11 protein-coding genes are annotated in these 14,855 nt (G+C 60.7%); 5 read left to right on the top strand and 6 right to left on the bottom strand.

What is annotated here, in order from left to right; all coding sequences use genetic code 11:
* Positions 1-102: 102 nt before the first annotated feature.
* The 5 genes from HNQ65_RS00955 to HNQ65_RS00935 all read right to left on the bottom strand — a co-directional run bounded on the left by HNQ65_RS00955 (position 103) and on the right by HNQ65_RS00935 (position 5,493).
* Positions 103-774, bottom strand: coding sequence for a hypothetical protein (locus tag HNQ65_RS00955; protein ID WP_184337470.1), 672 nt, complete (start codon positions 772-774; stop codon positions 103-105).
* 111 nt (positions 775-885) lie between these two features.
* The gene (locus HNQ65_RS00950; RefSeq protein WP_184337468.1) at positions 886-2,391 is read right to left on the bottom strand and encodes a hypothetical protein; all 1,506 of its coding nucleotides are present in this window, start codon (positions 2,389-2,391) and stop codon (positions 886-888) included.
* A gap of 53 nt (positions 2,392-2,444) precedes the next feature.
* Complete coding sequence (locus HNQ65_RS00945; RefSeq protein ID WP_184337466.1) at positions 2,445-3,305, bottom strand: PEP-CTERM sorting domain-containing protein; 861 nt, start codon at positions 3,303-3,305, stop codon at positions 2,445-2,447.
* A gap of 344 nt (positions 3,306-3,649) precedes the next feature.
* The gene (locus HNQ65_RS00940) at positions 3,650-4,795 is read right to left on the bottom strand and encodes a sensor histidine kinase (protein ID WP_184337464.1); all 1,146 of its coding nucleotides are present in this window, start codon (positions 4,793-4,795) and stop codon (positions 3,650-3,652) included.
* On the bottom strand, positions 4,792-5,493 hold the full coding sequence (locus HNQ65_RS00935; RefSeq protein WP_184337460.1) for a response regulator transcription factor: 702 nt from the start codon (positions 5,491-5,493) through the stop codon (positions 4,792-4,794). Before HNQ65_RS00935 ends, HNQ65_RS00940 begins: the two co-directional genes overlap by 4 nt.
* A gap of 474 nt (positions 5,494-5,967) precedes the next feature.
* On the opposite strand from HNQ65_RS00935, the gene HNQ65_RS00930 reads away from it, so the two are divergent.
* The 5 genes from HNQ65_RS00930 to HNQ65_RS00910 all read left to right on the top strand — a co-directional run bounded on the left by HNQ65_RS00930 (position 5,968) and on the right by HNQ65_RS00910 (position 12,677).
* Complete coding sequence (locus HNQ65_RS00930) at positions 5,968-6,135, top strand: hypothetical protein (RefSeq protein WP_184337458.1); 168 nt, start codon at positions 5,968-5,970, stop codon at positions 6,133-6,135.
* A 134-nt stretch (positions 6,136-6,269) separates the two neighbouring features.
* Positions 6,270-7,136 carry a UDP-2,3-diacylglucosamine diphosphatase gene (locus tag HNQ65_RS00925; protein ID WP_184337456.1) on the top strand — a complete coding sequence of 289 codons (867 nt, stop codon included), beginning with the start codon at positions 6,270-6,272 and terminating at the stop codon, positions 7,134-7,136.
* Positions 7,137-7,713: 577 nt separating this feature from the next.
* Positions 7,714-10,917 (top strand): efflux RND transporter permease subunit, encoded by a 3,204-nt coding sequence (locus tag HNQ65_RS00920; protein WP_184337454.1) that lies wholly within the window; start codon positions 7,714-7,716, stop codon positions 10,915-10,917.
* A gap of 144 nt (positions 10,918-11,061) precedes the next feature.
* Complete coding sequence (gene dinB, locus HNQ65_RS00915) at positions 11,062-12,144, top strand: DNA polymerase IV (protein WP_184337452.1); 1,083 nt, start codon at positions 11,062-11,064, stop codon at positions 12,142-12,144.
* Between the two features lie 128 nt (positions 12,145-12,272).
* Positions 12,273-12,677: a hypothetical protein gene (locus HNQ65_RS00910; protein ID WP_184337450.1), complete on the top strand. Its 405-nt coding sequence runs from the start codon at positions 12,273-12,275 to the stop codon at positions 12,675-12,677.
* A 139-nt stretch (positions 12,678-12,816) separates the two neighbouring features.
* Here the strand turns inward: HNQ65_RS00910 and HNQ65_RS00905 are convergent, their stop codons facing one another.
* Complete coding sequence (locus tag HNQ65_RS00905; protein WP_184337448.1) at positions 12,817-14,772, bottom strand: DUF1553 domain-containing protein; 1,956 nt, start codon at positions 14,770-14,772, stop codon at positions 12,817-12,819.
* Positions 14,773-14,855 lie beyond the last annotated feature (83 nt).

The following is a 14,855-nucleotide window of genomic DNA, read 5'->3' as shown; positions in this document are numbered from 1 at the left end:
GTGACGTTCTTGTGCTGCAAAACAGGCATTTCCCCTTCGCAAAAAGGCGACGGCAATGCATTTCTGACCAAAACCACTCGTCTAAAGTTACATTATTGTAACTTATCTAAGACTTTGCGCCGCGTGCAGCTGATATTGATTAAACTTTTCCCATCCAAGATAGGCTCGAAGCTGGTCATCCATTTCCACCTGCGCACTCACCCAACGCGCCCGGTATCGCGGGTCAGATGGACTGCTGGGGGTTCCGACTTTTTCATTAAACTGATTGCGCATTTGGTCAATGGTAGCCACCTGCTCGCCACTGAGTCCAGCAGCAGGGCTCACCTCGCGAAAAATCATGGGCACCAGAACTCGGGAATCAGGCCTCCGAAGAGCAGACGGTGCTCTCACGGGTCTGGCTGTCACAGCCTGAGGACCAGCCCCACCAATAAATGCGGCCGCATCCCGGGAGCCCACCTCGCCTGCATGAAACGGCGGGGGGGAGGCAGGTGCCGCGGAAGAAGGAATTTCCAGCGCAGATGTCGAGACAGAAACTGATGCGGGTGATTTGTTGGCGGAATGGCTGGTGGCGGGCACCGAAGCACCAGCATCGAAAGCGACCGCGTGCGTAACATGCCCTGTGTCCGTCCCATTTTTCATTTTCTTTCCAGAGGAGCCGGCAAGGCCTCCCAAGGCTGCTGAAATCAGGCACATGGCCGCAGCCACCACCAGTTGCAGATGCGGAGAAGAGGAAAACCATCGGATCGTGATGCGAGGCTGGTGCTGCGAAATCATTTTCTTATTATCATGGGAAGGCCGGTGCGGAACAAACCGCACCGGCCGAAGATGTTACTCGTGCTTTTCTTCTGCCATCTGTGTGTTTTCAGAGGCAGTCAGATCAGAGTATTAGTAGGTCGCGCTGACGTTGCCACCGTCCACAAAGCGGTTCACGCGCATGGAAGTGACAGAGAGGCCTGCGGCGAAGTAGTCCACTGCGATGATCTGGTTCTTCAGCGCGTTGCCAAAGGTCAGCTTGTCGCCAGCGAGGCTGGAGCGCCACATGATGTTTTCATAGCCCCACATGGTGTAGGAACCATTCCAGATGGCCTGCGGAAGGAGGTTGGAGGTGCTGATGCTCAAAGCTGTACCAGCGGTGTATGCAGTGCCTGCAGGATTGGACACAGTGAAGCTGGTGCTGCTATTGATAGCGGTGATGTAAGAGTCTCCCACAAGGCCGGAGGAACGTACAAGCTGGCCAACCACGAGTCCGGTGGTGGTGCCCGTTGTGACGGTGATGTTGCCGGAGGTGTCCACATTGCCGGTGACGGTGGTGACCACACCGCCGAAGGCATTGACACCATTGTAGGACAGATAGCGGCAACCCACATTGCCAGAGCCCACTCCAGATCCGGTGCCATTCACCGCACGTGCGGCGTCAGATTCACCCAGGTAGCTGACAAAGCAGATCTTCATCGGACCGATGCCGGAGTTGTCGTCCGTCACGGAGGTGGTGGTGTAGCGCAAGTTGTCGGCCAGATTGCCTCCGCTGCTGAAGCCGGTCATACCCGGGTCGGTTGTTGGAACGGTGGCATCCACAGGGGTGAGGTTGATGTTCGTCACGGTGGTGCCGCTGACGCCGTTCACGGTGGAGCCGTTCACGCCAACCACGGAGGGCTGATATTGGGCCACCGTGGTGAAGATACCAATGCCACTTTCGGCAAAGCTGACCAGACGAGTGCCGGACAGAGGATCACGACCAATGGCATACACCATGGTGCCGGTTCCCTTGTCGGAGGCGTCAGCGTTGTTGTTGGTGAACAAAGCAGCAGAGCAGAAGCCAGTCTGGAACAGCGTGCGTGCAAGCTGCGGGGTCACATTGGTCAGGCCAGCAGGGGCGCTGGCGCTGGAAACCCAGGCGAAAGGCACGACGCCGACTCGTTGCGTTGTCAGGGAAGGATTGGTGAAGTTGGTGGAACCCTGGTAGTTGTCAGCCATCGTGATGTCAGCTTGGGCGACCGTGTTCAGATTGTTGGTGTTCACACTGCCTGTGCCACTGGAGCTCAGGGTGTAGGCGGTGCCTGAGGAGGCAGGATAATCCAGGAAAGAAAGGTTCTGATTGGTGGTCAGGGCCTTGATGCCGGCCACGGATCCGGACCAGTTGGTCTTCACGGTCACCACGCCAGAGATGCCGGAAACCGAGCCCACAAACACCTGGTTGCTGGAACCGGTAAAGTTGGAGCCCGTAAAGGCATAACCCTGACCGCCACCGAAGGTCATCTTGTTCTTGATGGCATTGGAAACGGCGGAACGGAATGCGGTGGATCCTGTGATGTAGATGGTGACATCTGCGAAGGCCGGAGAGGCCATCAAAAGGGCTGCGGCAGCAGAGAGAGCTGTCAGATTAAGTTTCATGGGTTCTGGAAAAGAAAAAGTGAGTGTTTAAGGTATTGACGAGAAGATGAGGCTTATGCAGCCACCGTGCTGCGGACAGCGCGACGGCGGCGCAGCATGAGACCGGCAAGGCCGGCGCCAAAGAGCACGGCACGCGTGGGCTCGGGAACAGCACCTGGGCTGGTGCTGAAGCTGACGCTGCCACTGGGGCTCAGCTGGAAAGTGCCGATGTAGGCTCCGGCATCTCCGATGCTTCCAGCAGGCGCGGTGTTGTACACCTGCATGCGGTAGAGATCGAGGGCGGAGTTTGACACGCCATTGGCAAAACTGCCTTCGAGGGAGTTGAAGTAGCTGAAGCTGCTGCCACCTGCGCCAAGAGGGTTCTGCGAGAACCAGCCACCCGTGGTGCTGGTAGCCTGCAGTGCTGCAGCAACGTTGGTGCCAGTGCCCGTGGCGACGGAGGTAAGACCAGCGAAGGTGTTGGCCATCGTCACAATGTTGGAACGGCCCGAGCCCTGAGTGGCGGCAGACTGACGTGTATAGGCCGAATCCGAGAAAGGACTGGACTGAACGCCAAAGGTGGTCTGAGGGGTGGAAGCATAGAGCGTATTGGCAGTGTCACCACCAGCAGCCGAAGCTCCAGGGGTGCCGACGATGCCCCATGCGATCGTGGAGTCGGTGGCCCAGCCTGAGCCAAAGGTGCTGCTGAGGACGGTGGAAAGTCCTGAGATGACTGTACCCACGGAGGCGCCGGTTTTGAAGCCGGAGGCCTGCCCAAGGTTAATGAGGAGAACTTGGGTATTTCCAGTCTGCTGGATTCCCATGATCAGATCGTCAGCCGTGTAGGCTGTTACCGCAGCTTTGGAAGCTGCAGGGGCGAGAGCCAGTCCGGCAAGAGCCAGAAGGGTCAGCGCTTTCTGTGGTTTGAACATCATTTGGTATGTGTGGTGGTGAGGTTTGTCTCCCCAAGGCGAGCCTTGGAAAGGCGGTGCATGCTTGCCCCTTGCACCCGATGCCCACCACCAATGCACTGTCACAATTTCGTTGCCTACCCCCCGCACACCAAACCTCAGCAGGATGCGTCTAGATCGTTTTTTTTCAGACATTTATCCCTGCCAGGAAGGACGGCCTGATTCCCCTGTTCCACTTCCTGCACTTGCCGTTTTTCTTCTTGCTCATTTAACAGCCGGAAAAAGGACGTTTTCCCTTCTCAGCCGCATACCGGCAGTCAAGTCTCCGCGGCGGAATTTTCCACCTGCCAATCAGCAAGCACGCAGGCTCAGTCCGGCAGCGGCAGGCGGATGGTGAAGACGGTGCGCACACCGGGCACGCTCTCCACCTCAATGCCGCCGCCATGAGCTTCCACGGCTCGTTTGACAATCGACAGCCCCAGACCAGTGCCCTTGCCTTCCTGCCCGGGTCCCTTGCTGGAAGAACGGTGAAAGCGTCTGAAAACAAACGGCACATCCTCTGGCCGGATGCCTACGCCATTATCCTCCACGGTGAGGATGCACTCGTGCGGCGTCCAGCGTCCACACACCTTGACCCGCAACCCGCTGCGCAGATTTTCCTTGAGCGGATGCTCGATGAGGTTGGTGAAAATCTGGTCCCAGTAAAAGCGGTCGCCATGCAGCACGCCGCCGTCCGGGGGGAAATCCACGCTCACCGTGGCCTGACGCATCTCGATGAGCGGCGTCAGGTGCTCCAGCGAATCCTGCACGCAGGCACGCACCAGAAAGGTCTCCGTCTTCAGCGGCTCGTCCTGCGTCTCCAGACGGGAGATTGTCAGCATGTCGTCGATGATGCGCATCATGCGGCGGCTGTGCTTTTCCATCACTTCCAGGCAACGCACCAGCGAGGTGGTGTTTTTGATCATGCCGCTCTTCAGCGTCTCGATGTAGCCGTGGATGAGCGAGAGCGGCGTGCGCAGTTCGTGACCTGCGCTGGTCAGAAAATCCCGCCTCATCTGCTGGCTGTGGTGGCGCTCGGTGTGGTCCTCCGCCATCACCCACACGCCGCTGCGTCCGCCTTCGCTCCACGGGGCGGCGCTCAGGTGGTAGTGGTGCTCCTGGTTCCATTCCCCGATGTAGGGCAGCGTCAGCCGCACCTCCTGCTCTGCACGCGCACGGCGGCTGCGTGCTTCCGCCACGATGCTCACCAGAGGCTCCAGCACTGCAGCCGTGCCGATCGTGCCACCCACCTCCAGCTGATGGGGGAGAAACATCACATTCACCGCCAGATTGGCAAAGAGGATCACCCCGTCGTCATCCAGCACCAGCACGCCATGAGGCACCTCGTTGAGCAGTGCGCCAAAGAGGTGGCACTCCTCCTGCGCACAGCCCAGCGCGGCAGCAGGCACACCAGGATGCCAGCCCTCCATGCCGGACGAAGCAGCAGTTTCCTCTTTCGCCGCAGCCGTCGTCATGCCTCAGCGGTCTCCTCCTGTATCATGCTGTGAAACAGATAGCCCTGACGCCGCAGCGTACCGATGTGCCTGCCGTGGTCTCCCAGCTTGTCGCGCAGACGTTTGATATGTGTGTCCAGCGTGCGGGAGTGGGTGTCGTCCGCGTAGCCCCACACCGCACTCAGCAGCTCGGAGCGCGAGTGGATCACGTCCGGATTCGCCATCAGCGTGGTCATCAGCTTCAGCTCCGTGATGGTGAGCTCCACCAGCTTTCCACGGATGGAGAGTGACATATTGCGCCGGTCCAGCAGGAAGTCGCCAATGCGCTGCTCCGCCAGCATCACCACCTTTTGCGTGCGCCGCAGCACCGCGCCGATGCGCAGCATCAGCTCGCGCGGGCTGAAGGGCTTGGTCAGGTAATCGTCCGCACCGCCCTCCAGTCCGGCGATGCGGTCATTCGTCTGCGCACGGGCCGTGAGCATTATCACGGGAATGTGCCGCGTGCGGGTGTCCGCACGCAGCCTGCGGTGCACCTGCACGCCATCGATCCCCGGCAGCATGAGATCCAGCACGATGAGATCCGGAGCCGTCTTCACCGCCATCGGCAGCACGGCCAGCCCGTTGTCCACGGACTCAACTTCATGCCCCTCGCGCTGCAAGTGCAGGCTGACGAGATCAACAATGTCCCTCTCATCATCGACTACTAAAATTTTGCTCATGTCTCAGTGACGGGATTGTGACGACAGGATTGAACACCTGCCAAAGACAAGCGTGTTACGATCTCGTCGCATAGGAACACACCCCTGAATGTGTGACGATTTTGCAACCTATCCGGTGAATGAAAGCCCCCACCCTCTGCGGGGCCGCGGCAGCTCATGCACACACCAGCGACTTCCTCTTAACACCATGTCGCATCAGCCATGACACTGATTAAAACCAGCGCTTACGCTCCCCCCATGAGTCAAGTCAAAGCTCACGCGAACGGCAGCCACGGGTGTGTAATATGACAACTCCGCCGCTTTCGCACCCCCTCGCAGCATGAGGTGGAAACATAATTGTGACCACATCCCATTTGAGCACTTGGTCCACCCTCCCACTCTGTTTTCATGTTCAGGCCGCATCATAACGAACTGCAAAGCTATCTTGAATGGCGCAGGCAAACGCGCTTCGTCCGCCGCCATGGAGGTCCCATCATGGCTCTGACATTGTTTGCCACCTGCCTCTGGTTTGTGTGGCGTGCAGGTCATAACCGCAAGACAGGCCCAGACCCGGTGCGTGTAGAACAGAAGGCCCCCGTGGAGAAAAAGCGCACGACGGAGATCGACCGCTTTCTGCAAGCCGCCAAGACCCCGCGCTGGTAGCCAGCGTCACGCACAGCGCGCCCACGACAAGCGCGTGACGAAAAGGTTTCACTTGCCTCCTTTCCCACCTCCCGGCGTCAGGTCAGGTACGTGACAAGCCTGTTTCTATTCACAATCCATCCGGCCCTGCACCTATGAAGACCAAACTCCGCATCAAGACTTTGTTCATGTCCGATGTCCACCTCGGCATGGCCGACTCCAAGGCTGTGCAGGCGGCTCATCTCATCCGCCACTGCAAGTGCGAAAAGCTCGTGCTCAATGGTGACATCATTGATGTGTGGGCTCTGAAGAGCTCAGGACGCTGGACTCAGGAGCACACGCACTTTGTGCGCACCGTGCTGAAGAAGATGGAAAAGGAAGGCACAGAAGTGATCTACCTGCGTGGCAACCACGATGACATCCTGGAAAAGTTTCTCCCCTTCAAACTGGCCGGACTCTCCCTGGTGGACGAGCACATTCATGAGTCCCCGCACGGCCGCTACCTCGTGGTGCATGGAGACGGCTTTGATCATGTGACGACCAATCACGTCTGGCTGGCCAAGGTGGGCGCTGTCGGTTATGAGGCACTGCTGCGACTGAACCGCGCCTACAACGCCTGGCTGCGCTGGCGCAACAAGGAGGCCTTCTCCCTCAGCCGCTGGGTCAAAATGAAGGTCAAAAACGTGGTCAGCTTTGTGGGCCGCTACGAGGAGCAGCTCCAGAAGCTGGCACAGTGGAAAGGCTGCAACGGCATCATCTGCGGCCATATTCACACTCCCGCCAACAAGATGATCGAAAGCACCCATTACCTCAATTCGGGAGACTGGGTGGAGAGCATGACTGTGGTGGTGGAGCATCTGGACCGCACCTTTGAAGTCCTGAGCTACCACGACTTCTGCCGCCTCACCGGCCGCCAGCCCAAGGGCAGCGACCCAAGCCTGAATGTGAGCGACATCGGTGACAAGCCGCTGGCTCTTCCGGCTCCAGCATCTGCTGACCAGGAGCATCTGCTCGCGGCATAAGGCTGCACTGCCATGCACGCAGTGGCAAGCTGCGCATGCATGATGAAAAAAATCGCTCGTGCTGCCCCAGCAACACGAGCACTTTCACGCATAGGCGGAGAGCTTAGCATGACACCTCCGACCGCCAAAGAGCATCTTTAGGCTTAATGGAATCAGCGCAGACATGACTTCTGCCCATGGAGAGTGCGCCTATAGGCCCAGGCTTTATCCAATGCGTGAGAGCCATGGCTTCTTTGCTCGAAGCTGCTGGCAAATGCACGCAGGCCGCAGAAGCGGCTACACTTTACTTTGAAATAGTTTCGCCTTAGCATCTCGGCATGAGGCACGGTTTCACCCTCTCTGGTGTCAGACGCTCCGGCGTTTCACGACCTGCTCTCAGCCCGCACCCCTTCCCCGCTCCCTGTGCGCAGGAGCTGCGCCGATCTCTCATGCGACTGAAAGCGGCGGCACAACGATTTCCTTCAGCAGACTGTGGCTGCCTCGGCGCTTCGCCCGGGCATGCGACTGCAGATTTGAAAGTCCAACCTCCGTCCTGACGCCACGCACCGGCCCAGCACACCATCCCCCACCACCAGCCATGTTCTCCAAGGTCCTGCAACGTCCGGCCCTGGCCATCGTCATCTCGCTGCTCATTCTCTTTCTGGGCGCGCTGTCCATCTTCAGGCTGCCCATCTCCCAGTTTCCCAATGTGGCCCCGGTGGTCGTCATGGTGAACATCACCTACCCCGGCGCCAGCGCCAAGGTGCTGGAGGAGTCCGTGCTCGTGCTGCTGGACCAGGCCATCAATGGCGTGCAGGACATGAAGTACATGATGTCCGACGCCACCAGCGCCGGAGAGGCCACCATCCAGGTGGTCTTTCACCTGGGCACCGATCCCAAGGACGCCACGGTGAATGTGCTCAATCGCGTCAACCAGGTGAAAAACCAGCTCCCGCCGCTGGTGCAGCGGGAGGGCATCATCGTCAACAACGTGAGCCCCAACATGCTCATGTATGTGAACCTCTTCAGCACGGACAAGGCGGCGGACATGCAACTCCTGTTTAACTACGCCTACGTGCAGATCCAGCCGCAGCTGGCCCGCATCCGCGGTGTGGGCCAGGTGCGCATCCTCGGCACGCGAAACTACGCCATGCGCATCTGGCTCAAGCCCGACCGCATGCGTGCCTACAATGTGTCCACCGAGGATGTCATGAAGGCGCTGGAAGAGCAGAGCGTCATCGGCACGCCCGGGCGGCTGGGCCGTGCGGACAGCCGAAGATCCCAGGCCCTGGAGTACGTGCTGACCTACCAGGGCCGCTACAACACCGCCGAGCAGTATGAAAAAGTCATCCTGCGTGCCACGGAGAAGGGCGAGATCCTGAAGCTGAAAGATGTGGCCGATGTGGAGCTGGGCAGCGAATTCTACGACCTCTACTCCGACCTCGACGGCCACCCCTCCGCCGCCATCGTCATCAAGCAGAGCTACAACAGCAACGCCAACGAGGTCATCAAGCTGATCAAGGCCCAGCTCAAGGAGATCAAGCGCAAGAACTTCCCCGCAGGCATGGACTACGAGATCAGCTACGACGTATCTGAGTTCCTTGACGCCTCCATAGACAAGGTGCTGCACACGTTGGTGGAGGCCTTCATCCTCGTGGCCATGGTGGTCTTCATTTTCCTGGGGGACTGGCGCTCCACGCTCATCCCCACGCTGGCGGTGCCGGTGTCTCTTGTGGGCGCTTTCTTCCTCATGCAGCTCTTTGGTGTCAGCATCAATCTGATCACCCTTTTCGCGCTGGTGCTGGCCATCGGCATCGTGGTGGACGACCCCATCGTGGTGGTGGAGGCCGTGCACGCGCGCATGCACGGCACCAGCCTCACGCCGTATGAGGCCATCCAGAAGGTGCTGCTGGAGATCGCGGGCGCGGTCATCGCCATCACGCTGGTGATGACGGCGGTGTTTGTACCCGTGACCTTCATGTCCGGCCCGGTCGGGGTGTTTTACCGCCAGTTTGCCATCACCATGGCCTCAGCCATCATCCTCTCCGGCGTCATGGCGCTCACGCTCACACCGGTGCTCTGCGCCATGATCCTGCGCCGCCACGATCACCACCCCGGGCAGCGCAGCGGCCCTGTGGCGTGGCTGCTCGGTCATTTCAACCGGCTCTTTGACCGCTTGACCAGCGTGTATGTGGAGCTGCTGAAAAAGATCGTTCACCGCCGTGCTTTCACACTGGGCATGCTCGGGCTGGCGGGCACGGCCATCTACATTGTAAACTCACAGCTCTCCCCCGGCTTCATCCCGGCGGAGGATCAGGGCATGATCTACGCCATTCTGCAGACGCCGCCCGGCTCCACGCTGGAGCGCACGTATGACAAATCGCTGGAGCTGGAAAAGATCGCCAAAAAGGTGCCGGGTGTGCAGTCCGTGTCATCGCTGGCCGGCTATGAGGTGCTCACAGAAGGCCGTGGCTCCAATGCGGGCACCTGTTTGATCAACCTCAAAAACTGGTCTGAGCGCAAGCTCAACTCCAAGCAGATCATCGCCGAGCTGGAAAAGCGCTGCCGTGTCATCTCCGGTGTGAAGCTGGAGTTTTACGAACCGCCCGCCGTGCCCGGCTACGGCGCCGCAGGCGGCTTCTCCCTGCGCCTGCTGGACCAGACCAGCACTGGCGACTACGACCGCCTCCAGGTGGTGAATGATGAGTTCATGGAGGCGCTGAAAAAGCGCAAGGAGCTGCACGGCCTCTTCACCTTCTTCAGCGCCAACTACCCGCAGCTCGAAATCACCATCGACAACCAGCTGGCCATGCAGAAGGGCGTCTCCATCAAGACCGCCATGGACAGCCTGGCCATCCTCGTGGCCAGCACCTATGAGCAGGGCTTCATCAAATTTGGCCGCTTCTGGAAGCTCTACGTGCAGGCGGATCCCAAATACCGCGAGATGCCAAAAAACCTGCAGGAACTCTTCGTGGGCAATGACAAGGGGGAGATGGTGCCCTTCTCCCAGTTCATCAGCCTGAAGCCGAAGCAGGGGCTCAATGAGATCACGCGCTACAATGCGTATCCCGCCCCTTCCATCCAGGGCGCACCTGCGGCGGGTTACAGCAGCGGAGACGCCATCCGCGCCATCCAGGAGGTGGCGGAGAAAACTCTGCCGCGCGGCTATGACATCGGCTGGGCCGGGCTGGCCTTTGACGAAGTGGGCCGTGGCAACGAGGCCGTGGAGATCTTCATCGTGGTGCTCATGTTTGTGTATCTGGTGCTGGTGGGGCAGTATGAGAGCTTCCTGCTGCCGCTGGCCGTCATCCTCTCCCTGCCCATCGGCGTCATGGGCTCCTTTGTACTGCTCAACAGCTTTGGTCTGGACAACGACATCTTTGCTCAGGTGGGACTCATCATGCTCGTGGGCCTGCTGGGAAAGAACGCCATCCTCATCGTGGAGTTTGCTGCACAAAAACACCAGCAAGGTCTCTCCGTGCGCGATGCCGCCATCGAAGGTGCGCGCGTGCGTTTCCGTCCCATTTTGATGACCTCCTTCGCTTTCATCGCCGGCATGATCCCGCTGCTGCGCGCCTCGGGCGCCGGGGCCATCGCCAACAAGACCATCGGCGCCTCCGCCGCCGGCGGCATGCTGCTGGGCACCGTGGTGGGCCTGCTCGTCATCCCCGGCCTCTACTACCTCTTTGCCACCCTGGCCGACCGCCGCAAACTCCTGCCCGATGAGCACAACATGCCCCTGAGCGAGCCTGACAACGAAAACGGCGGCAAGGAAAAACCGGAGCCGCTGGACAGTCCGTGAGGAGCCGCGTGATCGAAAGGGACGCCCGGCTTTGCCGCAGAGGGGCAGAGTAGCAGACTTTTTGTCTCTGCATCCTTTTGCCTCTTTGCCGCTCTGCTGCAAAACGTAGTCACCTCCCTCCCTCCCAGCCCCTTCCCCACCTCAATGCCGCCACGCGTGATCATGCACATGGACATGGATGCCTTCTTTGCATCTGTGGAGCAGCGTGATCATCCGGAATACCGGGGCAAGCCGGTGATCGTGGGCTCGCCGCCGGATCAGCGTGGGGTGGTGTGTGCGGCCAGCTATGAGGCGCGGAAGTTCAAGGTGCGCTCCGCCATGCCCTCCCGCACCGCCGGGCGGCTCTGCCCTCAGGGCATCTTTGTGCGCCCGCGCATGTCGGTGTATCGGGCGGAATCTGCACGCATCATGCAGATCCTGCAGGAATATACGCCGCTCATCGAACAGGTGTCCGTGGACGAGGCCTATCTCGACATGAGCGCGCATGCGCAGCCGGACATGGAACCGGATGCCGCCATCGAGGCCGCACGCCCGCTGGCCGCCGCCATCAAGCAGCGCATCCGCAGCGAGTGCCAGCTCACCGCCAGCATCGGCATCAGCTCCAACAAATTCCTGGCCAAGCTGGCGAGCGATTTCCAAAAGCCCGACGGACTGACCACCATTCTCGACAGCGCCAAGATCGCCTTCCTGCGCCCACTGCCGGTCAGTGCCATCCACGGTGTGGGCCCTGTGACCGCCGAGGGGCTGCGCGCGCTGGGGCTGAACACCATCGCGGACCTGCAGGATACCACTCAACCACTCGACGCCGTGGCGGGCTCTTTTGCCGCCAGGCTGCGCGCACGCGCCTTTGGCAACGATGACCGCCCGCTGGACCTGAGCGACGAGCGCAAGAGCATCAGCGCGGAAAACACCTTTCTGGAAGACACGGACGCCCGCCCCGCCCTGCGCGCAGCGCTCAAGGAGATGGCGCTGGATGTGGCGCAGAGCCTGGAGCGACACAGCCTCGGCGCGCTGACCGTGCAGGTAAAGGTGCGCTACAGCGACTTCACCACCCTGACGCGCCAGATCCGCCTGGAGGAGCCCGTGACCTCCGAGCGCGAGATCTACCGCACCGCCTGCCACCTGCTGGCGCGCCATCGCCTCGTCACCGCACCACTGCGGCTCATCGGCATCGGCGTGTCCACCCTGGTGCCGCCTATGCAGAAGCAGCTGCGGCTTTCTATTTGAAACTCAGCCCCAGAAGCGGGGTTGGATGCGCTGGCTGGCGCTAAAAAAATGAAATGCATCCTCGCTGCGGCCGTTTCACCTTGAGACAAACAGCACGCCCTTGGTGCCCCCATCCCTCTCCACATGCCATGAAACGCCTCTCCTTTCTCCTTCCTGCCCTCGCAGTCATGGCCAGCCTGGCTGCGTGCACGCCCACGGACAACACCTTTGGCAGCTATGGCCCGGTAGCCGGAAAGTACATGCCGATCGTGCCAGCGTATTATGATGCCTCGGCCTGCCATCCGGAGTTTGTGGGGCCTGCAGGCGAATACTGCCGCCTGCCCGCGCAGCGCGGTGCCTTCCACTACCTGCTGCACGATCCCGCCAAGCCGCTGCGCCAGCCGCTCAAGGCCCGGACGTGGAAGTACACCAATCTCATGCCCACTCAGTGGGGCAGCCCCATCTTTGTGACCACCTGCAAAACCGCCCCCGTGCGTAAACAGAGCTCTGCCGTGGCCAATGCGCAGGCCGCAACGACTGCGGCGACGCGCTGAGGGTGCATACGGAGGGGGGGGATCGCATTGATCCCTCAAAGGCAGTGCATTTGCGGATAGGGTGAGAACGCTTGCACTAGGTGAGCGTAATGGACTGCCTGATCAGGCGCATGAGACCTGCTTTTAGCTAGCTGTGGCATCAATCCACAAACAGCATCTCATTCCCGGCCAGCAGAGCCTGGGCGTACTGGGACCACGCGGCGGCATCTTTTTCTCTTCCACTGAGAAACGCCTCCGCCACCTCGGCCTCATGCGCAGTCGGCGCACGGCCAAAGAGGCGGGCATAAACATCCTCCACGCGGTGCTGCATGGCCCACTGGCCCAGCACGGCGGACTGCTGCTGCATGAAGGGGGAGTTTAAGGCAAAGAGGCCCTGCAAGGGGGTGATGGTCTCGGTGCGCCAGGGATTGTGAGCGCCGGGATCTGGCACATCGTGGATGCGCAGCATGGGGTCCATGTCCTGACGGTCGGCGGCACCATAGAGAGAACGGCGCACATTGGCCGGGGCGCTGATGGAGGTAGCGGGGCCGCCGAGCTTGAGGTCGATCTGCCCGGTGGCGCTGAGGATGGAGTCGCGCCAGGATTCCCAGTCCAGGCGGCGGCGCAGCATGCGGGCGTAGAGCTTGTTCTCCGGATCGCGCTGCTCGGAAGCCGAGGCCACGCTGCTCTGCTGCCAGGTGGCGGAGTTGAGGATTTCACGATGCAGCCACTTGAGCGACCAGCCGTGCTCCATGAAGCGGCCAGCGAGATCGTCCAGCAGTTCGGGATGCGTGGGGGCTTCGCCGAGATTCCCGAATTCGCTCGGTGTATCCACCAAACCACGCCCGAAGTGGTGTTTCCACACACGATTCACGATGACACGTGCTGTCAGCGGTGCAGCGTCTTCCGTGATGGCCTGGGCCAGCTCCAGACGACCGCTGCCGGTGGTAAACTTGCGCGGCAGGCCGGTCTTGGACGGGAAAGCAGAGAGAAAGCGGCGGGGCACCACCTCGCCCAGGTCATTGGGATTGCCGCGCTTCATCAGCTCAAGATCGCGCGCCATGCCCATCTTGTAGTCCAGCTTGGTGCCGTGTTCTTTTTCCTTGTTCACCACATAGAGGGCGGCCTCCTCCACGGCATTGGCCATGGGCATGTTGAAATGCGGTGTGCTGGATTTGATGGCGGTGATTTTGGCCTCGCACTCCTGCATCTGCTGCGCCAGGTCTTTGGGCTTCTTTTTCTTCAGATCGGCGATCTGCTTTTCCAGCGCGGCCACCTCGCTGCGGGCCTTGGCCACGGGCTGCCACAGCTCGTCCTTCATGGTGGGCAGCTCGGAGAGCTTCACGGAGGCAAAGACACCTGCCAGTGCGTAGTAGTCCTGCGCGGTGATGGGGTCGGACTTGTGGTCGTGGCAGCGAGCACAAGCCAGCGTGAGACCGAGGAAGGTGCGGCCGATGGCGTCCACGTGCTCCTCCCACTCGTCGGCGACGGTGGTCTTGATGATCTCCGGCGGGAGCTGCAGCTCCTTGAAGTACGTGGGGCTCAGGCCGATGAAGCCGAGGGCCACGCGGTCCTGCGGCTTGCTGTCCGGCAGGAAATCGGTGGCAAGCTGGCGCAGGATAAAGCGGTCATACGGCATGTCCTCGTTCAGCGCCTGCACCACCCAGTCGCGGTAGAGGTAGGAGTACTTGGTGGAGTCCAGCCAGTTCGGGGTCTCATCGGCATAGCGGGCCAGATCCAGCCAGTGGCGTGCCCAGCGCTCGCCGTAGTGGGGAGAGTTCAGCAGGCTGCTGATTTCATCTTTGAGATTTGAGCTTTTAGCTTTGGCCTCCGGTGGCAGGCCGGTGAGGTCAAAGGCCAGCCTGCGCTGCAGCACCCGTGCGTCCGCACGCGGTGCGGGCTGCAGCCCTGCGGCCTCCATCTTGGACAGGATGTAGTAGTCGATGCGCGTCTGCGGCCAGGCGGTGTCTTTCACCTTGGGCAGCGGGGTGCGCCGCAGCGGGGCAAAGGACCACGGCACCGGCTTGGGCCCCTCGTCTTTTTTGGCGATGGCCCCTCCCGCCACTGCGAGCAGCAGCAGGGCCAGAGACAGGGAGCGGGGGGCGGAAAGGCGCACCCTCTACCTACTGCGCGGGGAGCGGGGAGCTTTCAGGCTATGAGCCACCTTTCCGCCCCCCTTGTGAAATTTTTCACAAATCC

It is taken from the genome of Prosthecobacter vanneervenii (assembly GCF_014203095.1).
In the GTDB taxonomy this organism is placed as follows: Bacteria; Verrucomicrobiota; Verrucomicrobiia; order Verrucomicrobiales; family Verrucomicrobiaceae; genus Prosthecobacter; species Prosthecobacter vanneervenii.
This window is presented reverse-complemented; position numbering and strand designations above follow the sequence as displayed.